9 protein-coding genes are annotated in these 26805 nt (G+C 53.8%); 5 read left to right on the top strand and 4 right to left on the bottom strand.

What is annotated here, in order from left to right; all coding sequences use genetic code 11:
- Positions 1 to 26: 26 nt before the first annotated feature.
- Positions 27 to 2549, top strand: a complete 2523-nt coding sequence (locus VFE46_02835; protein HZZ26919.1) for an alpha-L-arabinofuranosidase C-terminal domain-containing protein — start codon at positions 27 to 29, stop codon at positions 2547 to 2549.
- A gap of 113 nt (positions 2550 to 2662) precedes the next feature.
- Here the strand turns inward: VFE46_02835 and VFE46_02830 are convergent, their stop codons facing one another.
- Complete coding sequence (locus VFE46_02830; protein ID HZZ26918.1) at positions 2663 to 3007, bottom strand: hypothetical protein; 345 nt, start codon at positions 3005 to 3007, stop codon at positions 2663 to 2665.
- Between the two features lie 342 nt (positions 3008 to 3349).
- Positions 3350 to 12070: an autotransporter-associated beta strand repeat-containing protein gene (locus VFE46_02825; GenBank protein HZZ26917.1), complete on the bottom strand. Its 8721-nt coding sequence runs from the start codon at positions 12068 to 12070 to the stop codon at positions 3350 to 3352.
- A 1186-nt stretch (positions 12071 to 13256) separates the two neighbouring features.
- On the opposite strand from VFE46_02825, the gene VFE46_02820 reads away from it, so the two are divergent.
- Positions 13257 to 14060 carry an AraC family transcriptional regulator gene (locus VFE46_02820; GenBank protein ID HZZ26916.1) on the top strand — a complete coding sequence of 268 codons (804 nt, stop codon included), beginning with the start codon at positions 13257 to 13259 and terminating at the stop codon, positions 14058 to 14060.
- A 68-nt stretch (positions 14061 to 14128) separates the two neighbouring features.
- Here VFE46_02820 and VFE46_02815 read toward each other — a convergent pair whose 3' ends face one another.
- On the bottom strand, positions 14129 to 15769 hold the full coding sequence (locus VFE46_02815) for an alpha-N-arabinofuranosidase (GenBank protein HZZ26915.1): 1641 nt from the start codon (positions 15767 to 15769) through the stop codon (positions 14129 to 14131).
- A 606-nt stretch (positions 15770 to 16375) separates the two neighbouring features.
- Between VFE46_02815 and VFE46_02810 the strand changes: the two genes are divergently transcribed.
- The 3 genes from VFE46_02810 to VFE46_02800 all read left to right on the top strand — a co-directional run bounded on the left by VFE46_02810 (position 16376) and on the right by VFE46_02800 (position 22953).
- The gene (locus VFE46_02810) at positions 16376 to 17863 is read left to right on the top strand and encodes a tryptophan 7-halogenase (protein HZZ26914.1); all 1488 of its coding nucleotides are present in this window, start codon (positions 16376 to 16378) and stop codon (positions 17861 to 17863) included.
- 446 nt (positions 17864 to 18309) lie between these two features.
- Positions 18310 to 19446 (top strand): DUF1559 domain-containing protein, encoded by a 1137-nt coding sequence (locus VFE46_02805; protein ID HZZ26913.1) that lies wholly within the window; start codon positions 18310 to 18312, stop codon positions 19444 to 19446.
- Between the two features lie 327 nt (positions 19447 to 19773).
- Entirely contained in the window at positions 19774 to 22953 is a 3180-nt protein-coding gene (locus VFE46_02800) for a family 43 glycosylhydrolase (GenBank protein ID HZZ26912.1), read from the top strand.
- A gap of 244 nt (positions 22954 to 23197) precedes the next feature.
- Here VFE46_02800 and VFE46_02795 read toward each other — a convergent pair.
- Positions 23198 to 26805 (bottom strand): LamG-like jellyroll fold domain-containing protein (locus VFE46_02795; GenBank protein ID HZZ26911.1); only part of this gene is annotated, 3608 nt, incomplete at its 5' end.

The following is a 26805-nucleotide window of genomic DNA, read 5'->3' as shown; positions in this document are numbered from 1 at the left end:
CGTTCTTGCAAAACTGGCTAACGATTATGAAGTACGAAAAAAAATTATTTGCATTCGCAATCCATTTCACACGGATATTACTGCCGTTGGGATTATTGGCAATCGGGGTGGCAGAGGGTGCAGAACCGGGCAAGTTGAACGTCCAAGTGACGGAGCCGGGGGTGCGAATTAGTCCGACCCTTTACGGACTAATGACCGAAGAAATCAATCACGCTTACGATGGTGGATTATATGCGGAGTTAATCCAGAACCGCGCATTTAAGGATGGTCCGAAGATTGGAGAGGCTCCCGACCCCAACCATCCGCCTCACTGGAGCCTGGTTAAATCAGGCACTGCCGATGGCGCGATGAAGTTAGATGCCACAAATCCTGTGAATTCCACAGCGCTGTCGACGAGTCTGCGGCTAGATATCAATGGTGGCGACGGATGCATCGGAGCTGCAAACGACGGATATTGGGGAATTCCAGTCAAGACGCACACAGCATATCAAGTGAGCTTTTACGCGCGCGCCAATTGTGATTTGAAACAACCCCTCACGGTGGCCATTGAATCTGCGGATGGAAAAACGGTGTACGCTTCCGCAACGGTAGAGGGGATTGGTCCGGAATGGAAAAAGCATCATGCTACGTTGAACGTAGGAGAAGCCAAATCTTCGACGAACAATCGATTCGTAATCTCGGCGCCTACAGGGAGTAAGTGTTCGGTATGGTTAAGCTTGGTTTCGCTGTTCCCACCGACATTCAATAATCGATCCAATGGGCTACGACCCGATTTGATGCAGATGTTGGCTGGTCTTAAGCCGGCTTTTTTACGATTTCCGGGCGGCAACTATCTGGAAGGAAACACAATTGAAGAACGTTTCGACTGGAAAAAAACGATCGGGCCCCTTGAAGAGCGACCGGGCCACGTTTGCCCGTGGGGTTACCCTTCCAGCGATGGCGTGGGGTTGTTGGAGTTTCTGACTTGGTGTGAAGATCTAAAGATGCAACCGGTGCTGGCCGTCTATGCAGGCTATTCTCTTCAGCAACAACGGGTAACCCCAGGCAGTGATTTGCAACCCTTCGTCCAGGATGCACTGGACGAAATTGAGTATGTCACTGGAGGTCCGGAAACAACCTGGGGTGCACAGCGTGTTAAAGATGGGCACCCGGAGCCGTTCAAATTGAACTACGTTGAAGTGGGCAATGAAGACAATTTCGATAATGTAAAGAGCAGCTATGAAAAACGCTTTGCACAGTTCTTCGATGCCATTAAGGCTAAGTATCCTAATTTGAAAATCATTGCCACCATGCCTGTGCGAGATCGCCAACCTGATCTGGTCGACGATCACTATTATCGATCAGCCCGAGAAATGGAGCGGGATTCGGACCATTACGATGCACAAGCAGGCGGCCGGCCGAAGTTCTCGCGATCCGGTCCCAAAATATTTGTTGGTGAGTGGGCAACAACAGAGGGACGTCCCACCCCCACGTTGCAGGCCGCTTTGGGTGATGCAGCTTGGATGACGGGTATGGAAAGAAATTCCGACGCAATCCTGATATCGTGCTATGCTCCGCTGCTGGTCAATGTGAACCAAGGGGCCTCGCAATGGGGAACGAATTTGATCGGTTATGATGCGCTGGCCAGTTTTGGATCACCTTCCTATTATGCGCAGAAAATGTTTAACGAGAATCGGGGTGATCGAGTTCTTCCGGTGCAACTTGATGTGGCTCCCGGCAAGCCTCCCGAACCCCCGATGCCCCACGGAAAAATCGGCGTGGGCACCTGGGCGACGCAAAGCGAATACAAAAACATGAAGGTCTCCATGGGTGATAAAGTGGTTTATTCGTCAGATTCCGCCGACAGCACTGATGATTGGCAACCAGGAGCCGGCGAGTGGAGTTGGGACCAGGGCACACTGCGGCAGAAGAGCAATGATGTCAATTGTCGAGACACCGTGGGCGATACCAAATGGACCGATTGCGTTTACACTCTCAAGGCGCGAAAAATTTCCGGAAACGAAGGCTTCCTGATTATGTTCCACGTGCAGGATGATGATAACTGGCTGTGGTGGAACATTGGCGGTTGGAATAACTCGCGGACAGTCATTCAAAAAACAGAGCACGGCGCTTCTCGAGAGCTGGGACGGGCCCAAAACATCACTGTCGATACCGATCGCTGGTACGACATCAAGATCGAAACGAAAGGACGACACATCCGCTGCTATTTGGACGGCAAGCTGCTAAGCGACGTCGATGATACCCCTGAACCGCCGGCATTACCGGTGTATGCCACCGCCAGCCGTGAAGACGCCAGCGGCGACGTGATTTTGAAGGTCGTGAATACCGAAGCAGCTGATAGGCCCATCGAAATCAACTTAGCGGGAATCGATGGAGTGAAGCCTCAGGCCTTGGTGGAAGAGCTAGCCGGACAACCCGACGACGTGAATACGCTGGCCGATCCCACACACGTCGCGACGAAAACGATGACGATCGACAACGCTGCAACTCGTTTTACCCATGTATTTCCAGCGTACTCCGTCACAGTGATGCGATTGAAGCGTTCGTAAGACTTGATCTTCCGGCGAAAGTATTTAATCATCTTCATGCTGATAGGCATTGCCCGACAATTTAATCTTGCCCGAATAATCGCGAGTCTGCCCAAAAATTCCGTGCGGATAAGCTAATGGGTGGGATGAAAATTATTGATGTGAGCTGGCGGAAATTTCCCAGGCTCCCAGTCGTCAAAGACTTTTGCTTCCGGGAATAGCTGTTTTATTTCCGCAAAATCGTCTTTCTTAACGTTTATGGAGTATATTGGACTTTCGCCGAATATCCGCAAACTCATTGGGATGACCGCAACATCTTCGCCATTGAACTTGTAGCCAAAAGCCAAGTGGTCTTCTCCGGCTAAAAATACGTGTCGTTGCCGAATCCAATTACGTTGGTAGGCAACCCATGCCATCGGCAGGCTGATTAGCGCTATCAGCACAAAGAGCGTGCGTAGACTGAACCGTGGTCGTTTCATACTCCGCATTGTACCCGCCCAGTGGTTTTGGACAAAAAGTTGAACCACTGCACGACAATTGCATCAGCAACCTATAAGGGCCGTGATTAACGCAATCGCGCAAATCATAATGAAGAATGCCCAACGGAATGTTCTCCTCGTCTTGGCACGCTTTGCCCAGAAATGCGATTAGCCGCTGGTGAAGCCCAAAACGCAAATCTCTCGACTTGATCCCGAAAAATAAGTCACCGTGTAGGTGGACCTGTATCGGAACATATGCCTGGCGTCAGTTGTCGTACTTCGCATGCAAGATATGGGGTGCCCCTCTTCGTCAACACTGCTTCTCGACGGAATTAAAATCTATTACCCGGTCGTTCCTTGGTTGTCGGCATCGTTGTCTGCGTTTTTGGTGGAATCAGAGGCTCTTTGCCGGCGTAGTTTGCGGCCCATCCACAACCCAGGAATCGAACCCAGGAAAAGCAGTACCAGGGTATCCGGTTCCGGTGTTGGCGTCGTCGAACCGTTGCCAGCCTTTAGGTAATTGATAAGGGCTTGCACGTCAGCATTATCGATGGTGTCATCGTAATTGATGTCGGCAACGTAAATTGCCTGCGAATTATCCCAGAGACCTCCGCCCAGACGAAACGATCCATTTTCATAGGCCGGAATGTTTATCAGAACTTTTTCCAAGGCAACAAGGTCACTGGCGTCAACGTGGCCGTCTTGATTCACATCGCCGTACAATAATGCCCCAGGGGTTGGAGTTGCTGAAGGCTCTAATTCATAGCCACCGGTTACATGAACCAATTGCGCGAAACCTGAGCCGTTGAACTCAATTTGATTCAATTGGTTGGCATTCAGTGAATTCTGACTGGGGAAAATGATTTGATCGGTATTGGCATCGTTCCAACTGACGATGTTGAGGATTGCAGGAGTGCTAGCCGAATTATTTGTCCAATGGACGTTGCGACTATTAGCAAAATTGAGAATTTCTGGCGCTGCTTGCGGCGAGCTCATATCGATCGTTGAGGTCTGAATTACTTTCAACGCTCCCAGCGATTGATTAAAGCCGCCGGTATTGAATGTGCCGCCTGCCATTTGCAGATTCGAAGCGGAACTGATTGCGTCGGCTATCCCTAAATGCAAGGTTCCGGCCGCGACGGAAGTTGGACCAGTATAAGTGCTAACAGCTGTCAAATTCAAAGTGCCATTGCCAAGCTTGGTCAAGCCGCCGCTGGTGTTGGATACCAAGATGTCCGTACCAGAAATGGCCCCGGTGTTATTAACGCCGCCGCCCACCAAAGCAAATGTTGGTGCACTGGTGTAATCAACGCCCGGATTCGTGATTACAATGCCCGTCAAATGTCCATTGGCGTCAATGACCGCATTGGCCGTGGCACCTGTACCACCACCGCCGGTAATTTGAACGGCAGGAGTGTCCACGAAACCGCTGCCGCTTACGGCTAGTCCAGCCGCACTGACACCGTTTCCGGTCGGGGCTTGGATTGGCAAATCAATCGAAATGTTATTGCCGCCATCGTCGATAATTGCTCCTCCTCTATAACTGTAGACATTAAGGGTGCCGGCATACCCAATGCCATTTGCCGGCATGAAGTCGAAACCTGTCGTAAAGGTATCGCTGGAAGTGGCTTGTAGTGTGCCACCGTGGAAATTCAAGGTGCCAGTTCCACCAACATTGGCGCCGGTAATCACTTGGCCCGGGTGAACGGTGGCGGTTTGCACCATGCCGCCGGTGCCCAAATTCATTATTCCAAATGCGGCGGCATTCCCGCGAGCAAACGCCAAGCCCTCCGTGCCTCCCACGGTAAGCAGGCCCGTGCCGGAAACATTCAGCACGCCGTTAGCCTGCTCGCCAACAAAGACACTGGTGAGGGAGTTGGTAATAATTTGGCCGCCTGTCAAATTGACCTGGCCGTGCACAATGCCATCGCCGGTGGCGCCTCCTAGGGACCCGATGGTCAGGGCATTAGCATTGAGATTGAGCGTGCCGCCGCTCATGTTGATCAGGCCCACGCCACCGCCGCGCGCCACGGCGAGCCACGATCCCACGGTGACCGAACCGTTGGTAATGTCCATGGAACCGTAGCCGCTATCGGCGGTGGACAACCATAGTTCGCTGGTCGTTTGCACGTTAGCGCTTGCTCCATTCACCTGCAACACGCCCGCCGTGTTTGGTCCACCGCCCACCTGAATGCTGGGCGCGTTATTCTTAGGAACAATCAATGTGCCATTTTGGACAGTAAGAATACCGTTCTGTCCGATGGCATTGGTACCGATGTTGACCGGACCATTGGCGGTGCCGGAGTTGTTGGACGATTGAATCGTTCCGGTCAGAATCATTTGTCCACCGGCCACGGTAATGGCACCGCTTAACGTATTCACCCCAGACAGCGTTAAACTTCCCGCACCGCTCTTGCTTAAGCCCAGACGGCCATTGACGCCGCCGGCCCCATCTTGCAACACACCGCTGAAGACATCATTGGCGGAATTATTGAGAATCAACCAGCGTTCCACAATGTTCGTGGTGCCGGGATTGCCGGTGCTGCCATTTTCGACTGTGCCGTTGCCCGTCAGCCCACCGGCGTTGAAATCACTGGCGCTGGATGTGGCCGACGTGGGGGAGCCGATCTGTAATTTGCCGCCCCCCGTGATGTTGATTTCGCCGGTGATATTACTTTGAGCCCCGTTGTTCGGATTGCTGGAATCAATCGTCAAAGTGCCCGGTCCCGGCAAAGTAATTCCCAAAGAACCAGAAATCGGACCAACCGTAAGATCGCCGTTTGCAACGTTTACACTACGAGTTGTCCCCGAGCCGGACAGCGTCACCGCTCCAGTACCGATATTCAAATCGTTTGATCCGGTGAATGTAAAGTCACCGCTCCAGTTTTCCTGAATATTGTTGGTCAGCGTAAGTGCGCCACCACTGCTGGTGTTGTTGAGCGTGCCAGCAGCGATCGTCAATGTGCCTGCGCCCAACGCACCGGCGCTTTGCAAATTAAGCGTGCCATTGCTCAGCGTGGTGCCGCCGGAGTAGGTGTTATTGTTGGCAATGGTTACTACCCCGCCGCCAGTAATGGAAACCGATCCCTGGACCAAGCCAAAACCTCCGGTTGATTCCAGCGTGTAGGCTTGCGACGAATTGGCGAATTGCACCGAGGCAGCGCTCACATTGGCGGTAATATTAACCGTGCCCGTGCTGGCGCCATCCTTGAATGAAACAGCGTCATTGGTGAAAAAGTCGGTTCCTGCGCCGGTGGAAGACAGCTTCCAGTTGTGTGGAGCACTTTGCGAAGCGCTTGTCCACGTGCCATCCAAGCTGCCTGTCCAGATCAACGTGTCGCCGCCGATGACTGCATCAATAAAACCTGAAGGATTCGTCAATGTGACCGTTTCATGTGCTCCCAGACCGGTAAATTGACCTACCACGAACTTGCTAAATCCTGCGCCGCCGATGGAACCAGAATAGCCGAACAATTCGTAGGTTGTCCCTGCAGTCCACGAGCCGCCGGTATTCACGGCATTGATCACAATGTTGCCGGCTGAGCTGGTGGAGAGATTGGTCGTAGCAATTTTAGCTATCGAAGCAGTGGCGTCGGAAGTAAGAATGCTGGCTGTCGCAGCGCCACCGAAGCTTAGCGAGCCGATCGTGATGGGGGCCACGGTGCCATTGCCGTGTGTTACGGTCGCTGCAAAAGTATTGGCTACGTTTACCGTGTTAATCGTGCCGGTGCCGTCCACGGAGCCGTTGGATAACGTTACAATCGGCGTCATCGCCGACGAACTGGTTTGCAACAGGCGGCCGCCACTCACGGTGATGCCGCTGGACGAATTAATGACACCGCTGCCGGTCAACGAAAGAGTGCCGCCTTTGACCGTCGTGGGACCGGTGTAGTTGCTTGCCCCGCTCAATGCCAAATTACCCGCGCCGGCTTTAATCAATCCGTCGCCCACGCCGCTGATCACTCCGCCAATGGTCAAAGTAGCGCCGGCGTTGACCAAATTGGTGGTAAGGGTGCGCGTGGCGTTCAGGGTGACCGCGCCAGTGCCCATATTCAAGCTGGCGCTTCCGCCAAAACTAAAGTCATTGCTCCAATTCTGGGCATTGTTGGTGGTCAGCGTGATGGCGCCACCCGTAATATTATCGATGGTTGTGCTAGCGCCATTAATCGTCAGCGCGCCAGTGCCGATGGCCGACGCACTATCGATGGCCAATGTTCCTGCATCGAGGAGCGTGCCGCCGTTATAGGTACTGATGCCTGACAGAGCCAGGGTGCCGATGCCTTTTGCGGTTAGACCGCCGTCCGTGGCCGGACCGGCCGCCCCATGGATCAGACCCTGCGAAATCCCCATTTGCACGCCGTTGTTGTCCAAAATTGCGCCACCGCCCAGCACGTTGGCTGCGGTAAGGTCCGACATAAAACCGGTGCCGCCACCATTGTTGTCGTTTGCCGGGGCTGCGCCTGCTCCAACGTTCGCGGTGTTCAGGTTATTTTGTGCCGCTTTAAGCGTACCGCCGTTGAAGTTGAAAATGCCGGTTGCACCGCCAGCATCCTTATTCACAAACTGCGTTTGTACCGTGCCGCCGTTCAGATTGAAAGTTGCAGTCCCCGAGCCGGCAACACCCATGCGGATACCGCCCGCACCAGGGGTAATGCCCGCATTGCTGTAGATCGTTAGGTTGCCGCCATTCATGTTGTACGTAGCGGCCGTCGCGCCATTGCCCAACATATCTAAACCAGAGACGCTGGTATTGTTGGGATCTTGGGTATTCTGGATGTTGACAGCGCCGTTCGTCTGATTGACGATGCCCGTCATGCCCGTGTTGCGTCCGACCTCCAGGTCGCCAATGGCTGCAACCCCTTGGAAATTCACATTGAGCGTGCCGCCGCTGATGTTCAATGTTCCCGTGGCAGGATGAGTTGTCTGGGTGCCGGCCGGGCCGCCGGAACCGACGATCAAAGAATTCGTAGTGCCGCCGGTATTGACTACGCCGGCGTCAATGTTCATGGTGCCGGAACCGGCAAACTGCGTTCCGACGGAGCTGCCCGCGATGTAAATAATGTTTGCGTTCACGGTGCCGTTTAACACGGTAAAGGTTCCATTGTCGCCGGCCGAACCCAGCGGCGAAATCTGGATATTTTGGTTGATGGTGCCCAAGCCGCCGGCTGTTTGCAGCTCACCGGCATGAACAATTGTTTGCTGCGAATAGGTGGCCGCGCCATTGAGCACCAAAGTTCCGGCGCCCTGCTTGACCAAGGACACACCGGGACCGCTGATGGGGCCGCCGATGGTTAGCGTTTTTGCCGCGACGTTAACCGTCGAGGCCGTTGGCACGCCACCCGTAACAGTTCCTGTGGTCGCGTTTTCCGTCGTATTGTTGGAGTTGATATTGATTTTCACCGCGCCCGTGCCCATGTTCAAATTGTTGGAGCCGGTGAAGTTAATGTCGCCGTTCCAAATTTGCGCGTTGTTGTTGGTGAGGGTGCGATCTGCCCCGATGGCGTCGATCGTGGCTTTAAGACCTAACGTTAACGTGCTGGATCCAATTGCTGTGTTGCTGCCAATGCCCAGCGTGCCAGACACATTCGAGCCGCCTAAACTATTAGAAACGGTGACGCCGCCGGTAAAAGTATTGGCAGTGTTAATGTTCACCACGCCGGTGCCATTGACGAATAGCGATCCGGAACCCGCGATGGCATTGGTTCCGTTTATCGTGTAAGACCCGCCCGCGGTGGTGTTATTAAATGTGACCCGCGGCGGCGCGACGTCTCCGTTGGAAATGTTCACTGTTTTGCTGCCAGCGCCGGCAGTATCGTCGAATACCACGGCATCTTGGATACCGGACGTCGATTGATAGGTGGTAGCGGTCAAGCCCTGTGACAAATTCCAATCCGAGGGACCGCCCAACTGCCAATTCGAAGTGACGGCGGTGTTCCAAATCAGATAACTACCGCCGATGGTCAGCGTAATGGTGCTGTTCCCCGTGTTGTTGGTGAGAGTTTCGGTTTGACGACCGCCCAGCCCGACAACGTTTGGAGTTAGCGCTGCAAAGCCAGTAGTGCCGTTGATCGTCGTGTACTTAGCCAGGGTATATGTGTTATTAGTAAACGTGCCTGCGATATTGATGGGACTGACGGCGACCGAGCCTACTCCGCCATTGAGTGTTAATGTGCCCACGGTTAACGAAGGCGTTCCGGCCGAGGCATTTGCGTCGGAGGTGACGGGAGCCCAAGTACCTGTACCGTTGTACGTCAGAGTACCAATGTTGATTCCCGTGGCGCTGCTGGCGATTGTGCCGGTGGGCGATCCGCCGGAACTTACTGCCGTGCCGCCATTGGAGACAGTGCCGCCGCCAATGGGCACCACAACATTGGTCAATGTTCCAATTCCATCCAATGTGCCATTGGTAACCGTCACAGTCGAAGTGACAGCGGTGTTCGTAACAAACTTGGCGCCGGCGCCATTAATATTCACATTGCTCGTCAAACTGCCGCCAGTGAAAAGCGACAAAGTTCCGCCGGCAATCGTCGTGTTCCCGGTGTAAGTATTGACGCCATCTAGCGTGGTGACGCCGGAGCCTTTGTAAGTCATTCCGCCGCCGGTTCCGACGTTGGAGGCAAAGGTGAAATCGGTAAGATTTTGTCCGACGCTTCCAGGTGTGGCTGTTCCGCCACCAACCAGGGTAACCGTTGGTTGAGTTCCATTGCCAATGCCCGGGCTGGTCATCACGATGTGGTCGATTTTATACGTGCCATTGCCCGATCCATCGTCCACCATCACGGCCATGGCCGTGGCATCGGTTGCCCCCGCGCCAGAAAGTACGACAGCCGGGGCGCCAATGTATCCTGAACCCGCACTATCGACAGCAATATTCGTGATTCCCGTCGTGGCGCCCCCGGAATCGGGAGCGACCATAGGATGGCCGATTACGATATTGAAGCTGTTATTGTCGATCGTCCCGCCGCCGCCATAGACGACAATGCCCGTGATGTTATTCGCCGCGGTGCCGGCAAGAAAACTGGTGTTTGTTACGGAAGATTGCAGCGTACCGCCGTTGAAATTCAAGTACGTGGCGCCGCCGCTAGGAGTGATATTATTGGCGGCCGAAACGCTTCCGACGCGCAACAATCCGCCCGAGTTCAGATTCATGGCTCCCAGCGCAAGCCCATTGCCATTGGTTGTATTTGACAAGTTCAGCGGAACACTTGCACCTACCGGACATTGCATCGTACCGTTGCTGATGGTGGTAACCGCATAAAAACGGCTGTCACCGAACGTGCTATATAGAATCTGTCCGCCGCCGCCTTGCGACAGGTTAATTACCGGATTATTTGGATTGCCTGGGCTGGAGCCAATGATGTTCAGGATGCCGGTGGCGTTGGCGCCGCGAGCGATGGTAACCCAACCCTGATCGTTCAGGGTGCCGCCGGTCATATCCATGACGCCGATGTTTCCCGATCCGCTATTATTGCCGCCGCCCACCGCGAATTCGGCCAAATTGACCGTGCCGCCCGACAGGCCGTAATAACCATAACCGCCGTTGCCCGTGGCCGTGCCGTTGGCCCCGTCGCCGATGCGGAAGTTGTTGATGCTGGCTTCGTTAAGAAGCTGCAGCGTGCCGCCTGTTTGGTAGAAAGCACCAGAACGGTTATCGGTGTTATTTCCGTTGACGCCAGCGCCTGTGCCCAGTGCAATAGTCTGCACCTGCAGCGTACCACCGTCGAGCCGGATAATGGCGGGCGTGGCGCTGTCGCCAACCACCAAATTGGCGCCTGGTGAAACCGGAGTAATCGAGCCGGTTGCAGCAATGTCCAGCGTGCCACCTTCGACGGTAATTTGGTCGCTGAGCGTGTTAGTGCCCGTCAACGTCAGTGTTCCGGTGCCGCGTTTGCGGAGCCCCAAGTGCCCGCTGCCGCCGTCGATCAAGGAACCGGAAAACGTTGTGTTAGCGTTGTCGGACCCAACGGTCAACCAGCGCGTAGTATTGCTGCCATTTGCCACGATGCCCGAACCTTCCAATCCGCCGAAAAATGCATCGTCCTGACCGATGTTAACCCGTCCCGCGCTGACGGTGAGCGTACCTTCCACCGTTGAAGTTTGCGCCGGCAGATTGCCCGCGATGGGCGCGATCGTCCACGTGCCGGTTCCCGCCTTAATAATGCCGCTGCCCGATCCGACAACGGAATTGATGACACCCGTAGTCAGCGTGGAGCTACCGTTGATGGTAAATATTCGCTGTCCGGAACCACCGCCCAGCGTCACGGTACCGGTGCCAAAATTCAGGTTTTCCGTGCCGACGAAGTTAAGATCGCCATTAATGTTCACGGCGTTGTTGTTCGACAGCGTGATGGCATCGGCCGAAGTGTTGTCGAGAGTCGCAGAGCCCGCAAACGTGAGCGTACCCGTACCGATGGCGGTTGCGCTGTCGATATCCAATGCGTCTCCGCTGGCCAGGGTAACTCCGTTTGCAAATGAATTGTTTCCGCTCAAAGTCAAAGTTCCGGCGCCAGACGTGATGAGACTGCCAGGCCCGGAGATGTTGCCGCCCAAGGTAAGATTGCCGCCGCCGGATGTCATCGTCAACGTGGCGCTGGTGTTGACGGTGATGTTGTCATCGAAATTCTGAACATTGGTGCTGGTGTTTGTGATGCTGCCGACATTAAAGGTAAAACCGCGAGTGCCGGCTGCGGCGTCAATCGTATAGGTCGGTGCATTGTTATTGAACGTAATGGTCCCAAACGTGTATGTAGCGCTGGTTGTTAGATTGTCGTTGAGCACGGTGCCTGCCGTGCCTGCTAAACCAAAGACCAACGAATCACCGGTCTGAGGAAGCGACGGATTGGTGGACCAATTTGCAGGCGTCGCCCAATTGGCGCCGGCGGTATTTCCAATCCAAGTATCCGTAGCCGCCTGAGCAGGCTGACCTAGCAAGCTACCGGCCCCAATCGTGGCAGCGGTGACTCCGCCCGAAAGTGCGCGTAGATACCGGCGAAACCAGGCTTGCCGATGGCAAAGTTTCGCCGAGGCTATCCGCCGCTTTGCTTGCCGTCGATTGCGTGACATCGTAATGCTCCTCAGGATAAAGCTTGTGATGAGCTGTAACGTGTGGTTGGAATCATAAGATGTGAATTAAACGATCAATCGGCCGCGAGCTTGTTGGTCAACGCAAATCACGATCGGAATATCTTTTTTATGACAAACAACGCTGTCGAAGCGAAACATTCTTGGCAGAGAATCCCCCATACACCACTGCGCCCACGTCTCCCCCGGCTAGCCTAAACACAATGGAAAGCAAGCTGTTGAACCAAGAAAAAAGAGGTCACCAACCGGCAATACACACGATCGGTGCTCATTCAACTTAATGTGCAACTCCGCAATGCTCTCTCCAATCGCAGAAACCAAAAAAGACTATTCAGCCCAATGAAAATCATGCCAGATTGATTCCAACCGGAACAACTCTCTCCTCACATCTTATTGGCAAAAACTCTCACCCGTAAGATACGATTATTGAGCATATGGTTTATCTGTAAGTCATTGCTGCTGCCGTGTTAATTAATCAACCAAAGCCGAGCCCGCCGGACCGAGGGGCAAGATGGTCCGGTCGGACTCGGTCTCACTCGTACTAAATCCCGCTCATCCTAGGGCTAATTATTCTAAATGACTTTGGGTTGTCGTTTTAAACGTGCTGCAAATACATGCGGTATGCGAGCTCATCGAAGATCGAATCGGATGTTCTCTTGTATTCCACGTTCAATCAAAATCACTTTGGGTTGAAATCCACCCATTTGGGAAACAGAAAATCACCAAGTTGTCGCTGACGCGACCCCCCCGGGTGTGCATTGAACGCCGGCAATGGCCTCTGAATGCCAAGCGCGATTTCCTGGTCCCTCATGGATGCTGGCAATTACCAACCAGCATATTGACGAAAAACCACGTTGAGAATGGATTTTTTTTCCCTGTTCATGGATAATTTTAACCTGCCGCCATATACAATGGATATTTGCATTGTGGGCGACTTTGGATGGCAGTCAGGAGGAGAGGGAATCTGCGTTCGCCAACATAGTGGTTCTAGGTATTTGTTGTGCCAAACGATTGGCAATGAGTGGGGAGTTTACCTGTGGATATTCGTCAAACGCTTATAGACGTCGCACAATCGAATCGGCTCGAGTCAATTGAGCTACCGGCGTTTGTCTCCCGGCAAGTTTTGGCAGCTCGGCGTTTCCATTTCGACCTGAACCCCAGTACCCGCATGCCCATCAAGATTGTGGTGGGTGGATCGGAGCGTCTCAGCGGAGACTACCACTATCACCGTAAAATTTTTCCTTACTTCAGTATTGAGTTTGTTGCCGAGGGGAAAGGGATGCTGAGTCTGCGCGGAAAACAGTACGATCTTACGCCGGGGACCGTTTTTGGCTTTGGTCCAAATTCTGCAATCACGATTCAATCTTCGCGGACGGAGTTAATGCTCAAGTATCACGTCACCTTTGTGGGCCGGCAGGCGAAGCAATTGTTGAGCATAATTGGATTTATTCCCTCGGGATTGAAGCATGTTGCCGATGTCCATGAAATCCGCGACCTTTTTGATCAGATGATCTGCTACGGCATAAGCGGCACCCGACATAGCGAGGCACTTTGCAATTCTCTGGTGCCGACTTTGGTGTACAAAATCGCAGAGCAATCATTGGGATATAAAGTTGATAATTTGAAATCGTTGGCAACGTTCCAGCAATTGCGCGATTTGATTGATTTGGAATGTCAATATTTGAAAAATATAAAAGAGGTTGCCGGCCGGTCACAATTAACCGTGCCGTATATCTGTCGGCTGTTCAAACGGTATGGCAAGCAATCTCCGCATCAGTACTTATTGCGACAGAAGATGAAGCACGCCGCGAATCTGCTCAGTGATACTCAGGCCAAAGTGCAGGAAGTTGCCTATCGACTTGGATTTATCGATCCGTTTCATTTTTCGCGGGTTTTTAAGCGAGTTTTCGGAGTCTCGCCGACCGAGTTTCATCGACACATGGTTCCGCAAACACGGAATAATCGTTCGTAATTCTGGCCGCCACCGAAATACGGATTTGGGCGTACTTCGTGCGGCACAAAGTGCGTTTTTTCGCTGCATCAAGAAACATCAAACTGCGCGACGGTGTATGAAGCCGCGGGCAGCTTCAGCGTCATGCTTGAGCTCGCCTGCGGAACATCAAGTGTTTGCGGAACAACATTCTTGGGATTCTGGAATGTATTGATGGCTTTCAAATCGGACCCGGTCAATGTTTGGCATGCCACAACTTTCTTGGGATTGGGATCCCGCCATTGCAACGTCAATTCGCGCGGCATTTGTAGGTCGCGGTTCAACATAAACACGCTCGCTTGGTTATTCGGCGCATCGATCGTGGCGACAATATCCAAATACGGCACTTGATCGTTGTGGGCAAAATCGGGGCGCAGCCCTTTCGCTCGGATGGGATACGTTTCGCAGTCGATTTGCAAATCGATCACGCGACCACGTGCATATTGTAGCGCCCATGCGAATGGATAATAAATCGTTTGGCGCAGCACGCCATCATTGTTGGTCACCAGCGGCGCGATCACGTTCATGATTTGGGCCAGGCAAGCCACACGGACTCGGTCCGAGTTGCGCAGCAGCGTGTTCAGGAAGCCGCCCACGAGCAGCGCGTCTTCTAAGTTGTATTTTTCTTCGAGCAAGTGCGGAGCGAATTTGCCATGCCCGTTTAATGCGTCTCCTTCTCGTTCACGATACCACACATTCCACTCGTCGAACGATAGCCATAACCGCTTCGGCGAGCGCAGCACGCCTTGCACGTAATCGCATACCGCCTCGATTTCGTGGATTTGCCGCTCCATATCCAAATTCATCGCCAGGAAGCGCATGGAGTCATTGCCAGTCAACTCGGGCGTATTGCCGTAATAATTGTGCAGTGAAATTCCATCCACCTGATCGTAACATTCCTCCAGCACTTCACGATCCCACGTCAAATAAGTCGGCAGAATGGTGTTGCTGGAGCCGCAAGCGATTAGCTTGGTGGTTGAATCGACTACGCGAATTTGCCGGGCAGCATCGCACGCCTTTTGACCGTATTCGCGGGCTGTTATGTGCCCCATTTGCCACGGACCATCCATCTCGTTGCCCATGCACCAATACCGAACATTGTGTGGCTGTTTGTAGCCGTGCTCGCGTCGCAGATCGCTCCACCGGGTGCCTTCTTGAACATTGCAATATTCGACATAAGCCACAGCCATCTCGACCGTGCCGGTGCCCAAGTTAAAACCGAGCAGTGGTTCGCTGCCCACTAAATGGCACCACTCGATAAATTCATTCGTGCCAAATTGATTAGTTTCCAAGGAATTCCACGCACGTTCCAACACTGTGGGCCGTTTGTTCTTCGGGCCCACGCCGTCAAGCCAATGATAACCCGAGACAAAATTTCCACCCGGGTAACGAATGATGGGCACGCCAAGTTCCTTGACTTCGGCAATCACATCTTTGCGGAAGCCGTGCTCGTCCGCAAACTTCGAGTTTGGGTCGTAGACACCGGTATAAATCGAACGTCCCAAATGCTCCAAGAATGAACCAAAAATGTGTCGGTCAAGATCGGAACGGATTCGGCTTTGATCAATGACTGCTTTTGCGGGTCCGCGTGATTGGGCGCTTGCAATACCTGCCAGCCAGGAGCTAGCGGCAATCGCTGCTCCGGACGAAACCGTGTGCTTGAGGAAACTGCGTCGGTCGGTTACGTGCATCGATGTTCTCCTGAGTCGCAGAATTCGCGTTGTTGATGAGCCGGACGCGGGTGGTTAGCTCAATGACTGTCTGAATCGCCTCATTGGTCGTGCGTGTTGGATTGCAGGCCTACGATTGGCCAGCCGCAGCTAACGGCAGTTTGGTTCAGCCATCTTCCCGGGAGAATCTCGACAGTTGGCAAAAATCCTTGATATGGTGTCATGTTGCAACGGTCCCAACCGCTTGTCAAGTTTTGCAAGCAACCGTTGAGTAGAGTTAAGCATCCCGATTGTTTTGATGGTACGCGCGAATAACTATCGCAACCACTGCCCGCGATCTACTGTCCCAGACCGAGACGGACTGTGGCTCGACAAGAAACTTAACACCGCCGCCCATGGCAAATCTTGGCCGCGCCATAGAAGCATGACTTTTATTGTTAAAGGATGACGCAATGCATTACAATAATTGTGCCGCGCTGGCTCGATCGTTCCTCGTCACTTGTCATTTGTTTCCCATCGTTAGCGCGCGGTCCTATCCACAAGACCAATGACAAATGACGACCGACCAATGGCAATGTGGCACACCAGCCCACTGCGCGACGCACTTCTTGCTATGGAATTATTCTTATGTTCGATAGTTTATTTGTTTTAGGCGGTGGCAGCGCGGGCCTGATTGCAGCGATGACCGTGAAGCAATTCATGCCTCAGGTCTCCGTGCAATTGGTGCGCAGTCCAGAAATAGGAGTGATTGGCGTCGGCGAGAGCACCACACCCAATACACCCTTCCACTTATTTCACTACTTGGGCATCGATCAGCGACGATTTTATTCTATGGTCGAGCCCACGTGGAAAATGGGCATTCATTTTTTGTGGGGATCGCGGCCGTCGTTTGAGTACTCGTTCGAGCCACAGCTCGACGTTCGCTTTCCCGAGTTGCAGCGGCCCAACGGATATTATTGCGACGATGATTTTAGCTACATGAATTTACAAAGTTCGCTGATGGCTGAGAAAAAAGCCTTCGACCGTCAGCCCAACGAAGGCGGTCCGATTATTCCGAGTTGGCATGCGTTTCATCTTGACAATCCCAAGCTCGTGGCGGCGCTGGAAATTTTTGCGCGTGAACGAGAGATTAAAATTCTCGACAGCGTGGTGGAAGGCATCGAGCGTGGCCCAACAGGAATTTCCGCAGTGGTTTTACAGGACGGCCAGAAATTGGCGGCCGACTTTTTCATCGATGCCAGCGGTTTCCGCAGCGAGCTTTTAGGCCGCAGTTTGGAGGAGCCGTTCATCAGCTATAGCGCATCGTTGTTCAATGACCGCGCCCTGGTCGGCAGTTGGCCGCGCACCAATGAAACGATCTTGCCTTATACCACCGCCGAAACCATGGATGCCGGATGGTGCTGGCAGATCGAGCACGTCGGCGAAATCAATCGTGGTTATGTATATTCTTCCTCCGCGATTTCTGACGACGAGGCCCGCGCGGAATTTCAGCGCAAAAATCCCAAAGTGCAAGTTCGCGACCGCATCGTTAAGTTTCGCACGGGTCGCTATCGGCGTGGATGGGTCGACAATGTCATGGCCATCGGCAACGCTTGCGGCTTTGTCGAGCCGTTGGAATCAAGCGCTCTGATGGTTGTTTGTTGGCAATGCGAGACATTTGTTGAACTCGTCAACTTCGTCGGCATCACCCCGACCGTTCAGGACCTGTTCAACACCAAGTGGGCTGCGACGTGGGATGAGCTGCGAGATTTCTTGACGATACACTTTATCGCCAATACACGGCTGAACACGCCCTATTGGGAACACTGCCGGGAAGATGCCGATGACTCTCACCTGGATGCGCTGTTGGACTTTTACGAAGAGAACGGCCCGACCGGGTTTAACCGCTATCATCTCAGCAACACCGGCAGCCAATTCGGCATCGAAGGTTTTTTGGCGTTATTGGTGGGGCAACAATATCCATATCGTAATCGCTATAAACCCCCGGCTGCGGAGTTGCAAATCCTCAATTCCCGCCGTAACCAATTCAAAACCCAAGCGAAACAGGGGCTCGACGTGCAAGAATCGCTGGCATACATCCACCATCCTAAGTGGCGTTGGTTCGCAGCCCACTGATTTCGTTGCACTCGCGAGCGAACACCCAATGCGTGGGAAACTATGGGAAGGAATTCACGGCAATTGAAGCTCGACATTCATTTTTGATGCGGGCATGACTGCAAGGTCCGTGAAACACGATTGTTCCCGATATTTCAAACGACAGCATCGCAGGGCTTGAACAGGTCAATAATATACATGTACAGGAAAAAAATATCCATTCTCGGCGGGATTTATCGCCTGTATGTTGGTTGATAAATGCCAGCCGCAGGGGGATGCACGAGCGCGTTTTGGGAGCCTCATCGCAAGCGCCGTTAGGGATTACTTGCAGCATTTCTCGATGATTCATCATGAGTGGGAAATGGCAAGCTTGCCTATAATGCTCTTCGCACTGCACTCCATTCGTCGCTGGGTTACGGATGTTGACTAAACGAGTTGCGGAATAGCGGTTGAGTAGGAGAAACTCCATGCGGTCTCGCCACAGTGCCCGCGGCTTCACGCTCGTCGAACTATTGGTTGTTATTGCAATCATTGGCATCTTGATTGCGTTGCTATTGCCGGCCGTTCAGGCAGCTCGTGAAGCCGCCCGTCGCAGTCAGTGTGGCAATAATCTTAAGCAGTCTGCGTTGGCCATGATGAATTACGACACTGCGAAAAAGAAACTTCCGCCGGGAACTAAGTATTGGTGGGGTGATGAACCGCCAGGGCAGCCTGCTGGCACCGATCCCGAAGGCGGGAGCTGGTGGGACGATCATGGTTGGTACATTTGGGTCTGTCCGTATCTGGAAGAAAAAGCCATGGTGGGCAATGTGCATACGGATAAATCATTTAGCGACCCATTGAATTACACAGCCCGCACAGTAAAAGTTCCGATCTTTGAATGTCCTTCCGACGGCATGTATCCAGACGAATTCAATAGTGGCCCCAATCCTCAAATGTGGGCCCGCTGGCGTGGCAATTATGCCATCAATTTCGGCAATACGAATTATGGGCAGACGACACAAACCGCCATTGACACTCAGCATGGCACCAATACGGCGACGGGCACGAGTCCTGGCAACAGTCTTACCGCCTTTAAAGGCGCCCCGTTTGGCCCTTCCAGTCTTTCGGGTAAAAAAAATGGAATCAATCAAAACCTGCCGGGGAGCAGGTCGCTGGGGAAAATTCCTGATGGCACCAGCCATACACTTTTGATGGCAGAAGTGCGGACGATCAAGCGTGATTCCAACTGGGGAGGACCGATCAGCGAAATTGAAACTGCACTCGGTGGGCAAACCTTTGAAGGCTATCTCTTACCGAACGATACAAAAGGCGACTACGCAAATCGTGTTCCGTGCACCGGTGGCGGGGGGAGTGGTACTTACTCAATTCTCACAACTCAAGAACTAGATGGAGTTCCGCCTTGTACGTGTACCGGCGGAGATCCGGCTGCGCGGTCGAACGTTGACATAGAAACCTTTGCCGCGCGTAGCAAACATCAAGGCGGAGTTAACGTGAGCTTTTGTGACGGCTCGACACACTTTGTCACCGATGTGATAGATATCAACGTGTGGCGCAGTCTGTCCAGCGCTGAAGGCGGTGAGGCAAACGCTGTGCTCCCGTAATCAATAACCAGCGGTTTGATCTGAATTGGCCAGGGTCCGTTAACTTCTCTGATTGCTTAAGAACTCCACAGAGGATTATCTTGAGCAATTTAACGTTTGCGCCGCCATCGCCGCGGCTTGCCATACAATGCTAATCGTGATCTGATCAGGCGAGAGCGCCACGCTCACCCTGCAAGGAACCGGCATATATAAAGGCGCGAATCGCCGCTTTCCATCTGCTTTTCAGACGACGACCGCTTAATGCGCGATTGCAGGCGTTCCAGCTTGTGTGCACTGTCCAACAAACAAAATGTTCCGTCAGAAATTTTGGTGTGAGGAGGGACTGGCGTGTACATAAAGACCAACCGAGCGCGCCAGTCAGGCGAAACCGAACGTGGTAATCACCGCGTTCTCTTAATCGCAATTGTCTGTGCAACTCTCGTAGCCTGCCCGCGGCACAGTTTCGCTCAACTTTCAGGGGAGATCGACGCACACGATCCTTCCGACGTCATCGAAGACGGCAGCACTTATTACTATTTCGCCACCGGGCAAGGCATCGTTTCGCGCTCGTCCACTGATCTTACAAGTTGGACGACGGGCCCATCGGTCTTCGCAACGCAGCCGGCATGGACGACTGCCGCCGTTCCCGGCTTCAGCGGTTTTTTCTGGGCTCCCGACGTCATCTTTCAAAACAACCAGTATTACATGTACTACGCTGTCTCCACATTCGGCAGCAAGGTCTCGGCCATTGGCTTGGCCACTAGCCCAACGCTAAACCCCAGCGCTCCGAACTACGCTTGGACCGATCAAGGCGCCGTCATTCAATCCGGAAATAGCAGTAACTTCAATGCCATCGATCCGTATATTCTCCAAGACACCGATGGCCATATGTGGATGAGCTACGGCTCGTACAATGCAGGAATTTTCGTGGTCGAAATGGATCCTTCCACCGGCAAGCGCCTGGCCGGTGCGGTACCGGTGAACGTAGCAGACAATACCAGCATCGAAGCTTCCGCGTTAATCAAACACGGTAATTATTATTATCTCATGGTCAACTGGGGCACGTGTTGTTCCGGCATCGACAGTACCTATGAAGTTCGCATGGGACGCAGCACCAGTCCCACCGGGCCGTTTCTCGATCAAAACGGCGTCAATCTACTGAATGGAGGCGGCACGCTGTTCTATGATGACGACGGCGCGCGTGTCGGTCCGGGCCAGTTCGCTTTCTCAACCAATAATGGACAAGACCAATTTAGCTACCACTACTACGATGGCAATCGCAACGGCGCACCGACTTTCGGTCTTAGCAATCTATATTGGACTGCTGATGGCTGGCCCAGCGTCGCACCTGTGAATCCAAATTGGTCAGGCAGCACTTCATCCAACTGGTCGGCCACGGGAAACTGGAGCAGTAGTCAGGTTCCCAGCGCTTCCGGATCCGTGGCCAACTTTGGAACCAACTCGTCCAATCATTATTCCGTGAATCTCGACAGTCCGCAAACCATAAGCCGGATCAATTTTCTAAGCTCCGCTTCCTACACGATCGGCGCCAACGGCGGCAACGTCCTGACATTCGTCAAAATGGAGGACGATCCAGCCGCAACTATCAATGTTTCCGCTGGCAGCCACACCATTGCGGCCCCCATTACCACGACGAACGATCTGGGAATAAACGTCACCCCCGCGGCCAGCATCCTAACGCTCAGCGGTTCGCTGTCGGGCGTCAATCTTTACAAATACGGTTTTGGCACGCTTACTCTCGGAGGAACCGATACATATACCGGCCAGGTATTCACGCATGCCGGTACGCTGCAAATTACCGGCACCACTAATATCAGCGGCATTTTGACGGCCGGTCAAACCACGGGCGATGTAGGCACGATTATTGTCTCCGGCAATGCGGTGTTGCACGTATCCAGTGATTTGAACGTCGGCGATACCGGCAACTCCGCCACTCCCGCCACCGGTACTCTGATGATCGAAAACAACGCCGTCATTACGGTAGGCGCAAGCGGCGCATTTGTCGTGGGCTCCGGTTTTTTCAGCAATACCGCCGCGATGGGAACGGTTCAACAATCCGGTGGCACTCTCACTGCGAATGGAAATTTCGACGGTGCTTTTGTCATCGGCGGCCGCGGCTCAAGACTTGGAACGGGTATCTATAATCTTTCCGGCGGGACCGTCAATGCCAACACTGATGTATTCGTGGGGGGATACGGTGCAGGTACCTTCAACCAGACCGGCGGCACGTTTACTTCCAATAGCTATGTTTCCATTGGGCGCTATGCTGGGTCTACCGGCATCTGGAACATTTCCGCTGGTCTCCTTAATGTGAACAACTCCAGTAGGTGGCTGCTTGTCGGCGAATCGGGCACTGGCACGCTTAACAGCTCAGGCACCGGCCAGGTCACGACTGCCAATGTAATGCGCGTCGGCCACAATGGCGGCAGTGGCACTATCAATCTTAACGGTGGTACACTCACAACGCTCGGAATTCAGCGCGGCACCGGCACCGCAACCATCAACTTCAACGGCGGGACACTTTCTCCCACGATCAACAGCACGACGTTCCTCCAGGGCCTGACCACCGCAAGCGTCCAAGCTGGCGGCGCTATCATTGACACCAGTGGTAAATCCATCACCCTAGGTCAATCGCTAATCCACTATGCCTCTCTGGGTTCTGCTGCCGATGGTGGTCTGACCAAGAGCGGTTTAGGCACGCTTACCTTGAGTGCCGCCAACACCTATAGCGGGGGCACGATAATCAACGGCGGGGCTTTGGCCGTGAACAGTTCAATCTTGGGCAGCGTAACTGTTAACTCCGGCGGCACGCTGCAAGGCGCTGGATCGGTAGGCGGTTTGGTGACAGTTAAGAGCGGAGGAGTTCTGGCACCGGGTAACAGCCTGGGTGCTATCACCTTCGGATCGCTTGCCTTGAACAGCGGCGCGCAAACGAATATCGAAATCGGCGGTACGACCCGCGGCAGCCAGTACGATGCAGTGCTTTCCAACGGCGCGGTTAGCCTGAACGGATCGCTTACGGTTTCGCTAATCAACAACTTTTCTCCCGCACCCGGCGTTGCGACCTCGTTTGATTTGCTAGATTGGGGAACCTTGAGTGGTAGATTTTCCAGTACTCAATTGCCGAGCTTGACCACGCCCATGGGCTGGGACCTCTCGCAACTATATTCCACCGGCGTCATCACCGCCACGCCGTATATTCCGGGCGACTTTAATCGGGATGGTCACGTCGACGCCGCCGACATTCTACCGATGGAGCAGGCGCTGACAAACCTCAGTGCTTATAAGACGACATACAAACCAAATCTTACCGATGCGCAAGTGCTACTGATCGGCGACCTCGACGGCGATCACAAATTCAGCAACGCCGATCTCCAAGCGCTACTCAATCTTCTCCAATCCGGCGGCGGCTCCGCCAATCCCGTACCCGAGCCATCGTCGTGGATTCTGCTGTTGCTCGGCGTCATCGGCGGTCGTTCGATCGTCCGAAGGCTGCTGTCTGGCTAACATTCGCGCATTTTCGGAACGGATTGACGGATGCGATTCGGATGCCGGAGACAAACCACTCGTACAAACTCGGATCTAAACGATGTAAGCCGCGTCCGCACTAGGCTCTCTGTGGAAGGCACAAGGGTCTGATTACCCTTACGCAGTGAAAGGTCCTATCAAACGACGTATTCGAGACTGTCGGGGTGACCAGTCGCTAATGCGCTTCTGCGCATCGAACGGAGCGCATTTTTTGGACTTCAAATCAATCGGCAAAGAACCCATACCAATCCGCAGATTCTCTGAAAAGGAAAACATCTGCAACATCATTCCCATGAGTTAGCAAGGCTGTCTTCGTGTGTATCTTTATTCTCGAATACTGCAACGATGCTTGCCAAATTGGTTCATTCGAAACTTCGATTTGAGGCAGAATACAGTTCTCAGATGGCTTAGACCAAACGGCGGTGGCTGTGTCGGGCGTAAAAGTCGCAGATTCCTGATCGCGCGGCCCCATGAATTCAATCATGGAATGAACTGGAGCAATCTTTGAAACCGATTCACCAACAATTACCGCAGAAAAGGCGGCATTGGAATCAGCAGGCAATATTCTAGTGGGCGAATTTGGCTGGGGCGGTGTCGTCTCAATGCTAATAACGGCGTCAACAGTTGCCGCGGAGTTTGGAACGGGGGTTGAATTGCTTGCAGGAGGAGTTGATGCAACGATCGTGACACTTACCGGCACAGCTATGCTTAACGCACTTGAGCTAGAATCGTTGTTGCTCGATCCGTCGTTGCCTAAAATGGTGCTGCTTGCCGGAGCATTTGTCGGTGCTTCGCGATTGGAAAAACTACCGCTGCCGCCAATCAATAAGTTAATCAACGCCTGCACGTCCATGTTCGTGACATGCCCGTCGCTGTCGATGTCGGCGATATTGAGCAGATCCTGCTGCGACAGGCTGTGTATGCTTTGATACGCGTTCAAATCCACCAAGGCCTTCATCAAAGCCACCAGATCGGCGGCGTCGCGGTGGCCGTCAAGGTTAACATCGCCTTTCAAATAAGACACGCTCACCGCTGCCGTGCCGCTCACGGCGCCACTGGTGGCGCGAACCGTGGCCGAACCCACTGGCGAAAGCGGCGCGGTGTATAATCCGGAACTGTTCACACTACCGACCGAGCCGTTGGTAAGACTCCAGGTGAAGCTGGGCTGCGTGGAAAATGCGTTGCCAAACTGATCGAGACCGGTCGCTGAAAATGCTTGCGTTTGACCGTCGGTAAGATTGACCGCGCCGGGCGAGATCAGGACGCTGGTCAGCGTTTGATCAACCACGACGCTGACCGAACTGGTTGCGACAAACGCCGCCCCGACGATCGGGTTATCGATGGCTACCTGGAAATTGTAAGTGCCGGCCTGGGTGAAGGTGGCCGTGGTATTCTTGGCGGCGTTGGTTCCGTTGACCAAAAAGTTGACCGGTGCCGGCGGCGTGCCGACGGTGCTCCAGGTATACGTCAAAGCCGACTCGCCCGCGGTAACATCCCCGCCCAACACACTGAGCGCGGCACTGGTCGTCGTAACCGGATTTGACGACGCCGAAGCAGCGAGGATGACGGCGGGGTCCGCCAGTTGCAAAACTTGCTGTGCGGATAGTGCCGAGTCATAAATGCGGAAGTCATCAATTTTACTTTGTAGGTTCGGGTCGGCGGAATACTGCGACTTACCCAGGTAGTTCTGCGTGGTACTGCCCAAGCTGGCAGGATGCAGCGTCATATTAGTATTTGTTGCTATCGCAACTCCGTTCACGTAAAGCGTGCCGGTGTTTCCAGACAGCGTAACAGTAACATGGGTCCAAACATTGGCGGTCAAGGCTGGTCCATCCAAGCGTTGTTCGGCGCCGTTGCCGCTGGTAGTGATTGCAAATCGCAAGGCATTGGTGCCGCCAGCGTCGTCAGTGAGGAACATGTTGACAGTAGTGCCAGTGCCAAAGTCGAAAATCCGGGCCCAATTTTGCAGCGACGTGGGTCTGACCCAAGCCGAGATCGTGAAGTCATTCAGGTTGCTAACAATCCCGGTGGGAAGCGTGGCATTGCCACCGGTGAGACTCAATGCGTTGCCACTGACCCCGGCGGCAAAGCCTGCAGAACCACTGAGCGTGCCGTTTTTACCATTGCCTGAGGAATCGGCCAGCGTGGTGCCGGAGGAAGCGTTGGCCTGATACCAGACGACGGGAGTGACAACCGTGATGGTTGCGTCGGACGTTGCGCCGCCGCTGAAAGTGCCGCGCACGGTTGCCGAGCCGGCGCTGGCCGGGGCGGAGTACACTCCGGCCGGGTTAATGCCGCCCGCGCCGCTGACGATCGACCATGTGACCGCTGGCGCAGCGGACATCGGATTGCCGAATTGATCGAGCGTACTAGCGACAAACGGTTCCGTCGCGCTAGCGGCAACGGTAATGCTGCTGGGCAAAATCACAAAGCTCGTGGCAACCTGCTCGACGGTCACCGTGACGGAACTCGCGACGCTTAGGCCGGCAACAGGATTAATAATAGTCACTTGAATCGCGTAAATACCAGCCTTGGCAAAAGTAACCGTCGTGTTCTTCGCGGCATTGGTGCCATTGGCGGAGAATGTGACGGCAGTGGGAGGCATTCCCGTCGTGGCCCAGGTATAAGTCAATGCCGATTCGCCGGCTGTGACGTCGGAACCCAAAACGCTTAGCGCTGCCGTAGTGCTGGTGAGAGGCGCCACGGTTGCTGGAACGACGACCGCCGGAGAGGCAAGTTGAAGAATTTCTTGTGCCGAGAGCGTTCGGCTGTAGATGCGAAAATCATCGATGCTGCCGTTGAAGGCTGGGTCAGCATATTGCGATTTGCCCAGATAATTCTGTGTAGTGATGCCCAGATTCGTGGGATGCAGCGTCATGCTAGCATTTGTGGCAACGGCTACTCCATTCACATATAACGTGGCGAAGTTGCCGGATAGGGTGACCGCGACGTGAGTCCATTGGTTAAGAGCCAGGGCCGGCCCATCAAGGCGTTGTTCAGCGCCGTTTCCGCCGGTGGTAATGGCAAACCGTAGGTCGCCGGTGTCGCTGGCTTCGGCCGTCAGGAACATATTGACTGTGGTGCCGGTGCCAAAGTCGAAAATCCGGGTCCAGTTTTGCAGGGTTGTTGGGTTGACCCACGCAGCAATCGTAAAATCGTTCAATCCGCTGACAATGCCGGTTGGAAGATTGGCATATCCTCCTGTCAGGCTTAAAGCATTTCCGCTAACGCCCGCGCCAAAGGCGGCAGCGCCGGTGAGCGTGGCGTTAAGATTATTGGGCGATGAATCTGCCAGCGTGGTACCCGAACTCGCGTCAGCTTGATACCAGGCTACGGCCTCGTAAAACACCGTGAAATTTGCGGTGCCAAACAAATTGCCGGGAGTGGTGGCGCGCACAGCAGTAGTGCCGGCGGTGCGCGAAGCGGTAAATAGTCCGCTTTGGCTTACGCTTCCAGCGCCGCTGGCAATCGACCATGTAATGGTTGGTTGGCTTGCCATCGGCGCGCCAAACTGATCGAGCGCCGTTGCGGCCAGGGAAAGTGTTGTGTTGGCCGCCAAGGCGTGCGTGACAGGAGTCACCGCAACGCTGGTTGTGATTTGGTTAACTTGTACGCTAACTGAGCTGGTCGTCGAAAATCCTGCGGCGTTTGTAATCGTAACTTGCAAGTTATAGGTGCCAGCTTGTGCGAATGTAACTGTGGTGTTCTTGGCGGCATTGGTTCCGTTTGCTGCGAAGTCGACGGCAGCGGGCGGCGCGCCGGTGGCTGCCCAGGTATAAGTTAAACCTGCTTCGCCTCCGCTATCAGCTCCCAGGACAGAAAGCGAGGCGG

The sequence above is a fragment of the Pirellulales bacterium genome (assembly GCA_035656635.1).
Classification (GTDB): domain Bacteria; phylum Planctomycetota; class Planctomycetia; order Pirellulales; family JADZDJ01; genus DATJYL01.
This window is presented reverse-complemented; position numbering and strand designations above follow the sequence as displayed.

Excerpts from the sequence above, each read along its gene's own strand:
- VFE46_02805 (HZZ26913.1), top strand. The coding sequence starts at position 18,310 with ATGCGGTCTCGCCACAGTGCCCGCGGCTTCACGCTCGTCGAACTATTG.
- VFE46_02810 (HZZ26914.1), top strand. The coding sequence starts at position 16,376 with ATGTTCGATAGTTTATTTGTTTTAGGCGGTGGCAGCGCGGGCCTGATT.
- VFE46_02820 (HZZ26916.1), top strand. The coding sequence starts at position 13,257 with ATGCCCATCAAGATTGTGGTGGGTGGATCGGAGCGTCTCAGCGGAGAC.
- VFE46_02815 (HZZ26915.1), bottom strand. The coding sequence starts at position 15,769 with ATGCACGTAACCGACCGACGCAGTTTCCTCAAGCACACGGTTTCGTCC.
- VFE46_02825 (HZZ26917.1), bottom strand. The coding sequence starts at position 12,070 with ATGTCACGCAATCGACGGCAAGCAAAGCGGCGGATAGCCTCGGCGAAA.
- VFE46_02835 (HZZ26919.1), top strand. The coding sequence starts at position 27 with ATGAAGTACGAAAAAAAATTATTTGCATTCGCAATCCATTTCACACGG.
- VFE46_02830 (HZZ26918.1), bottom strand. The coding sequence starts at position 3,007 with ATGAAACGACCACGGTTCAGTCTACGCACGCTCTTTGTGCTGATAGCG.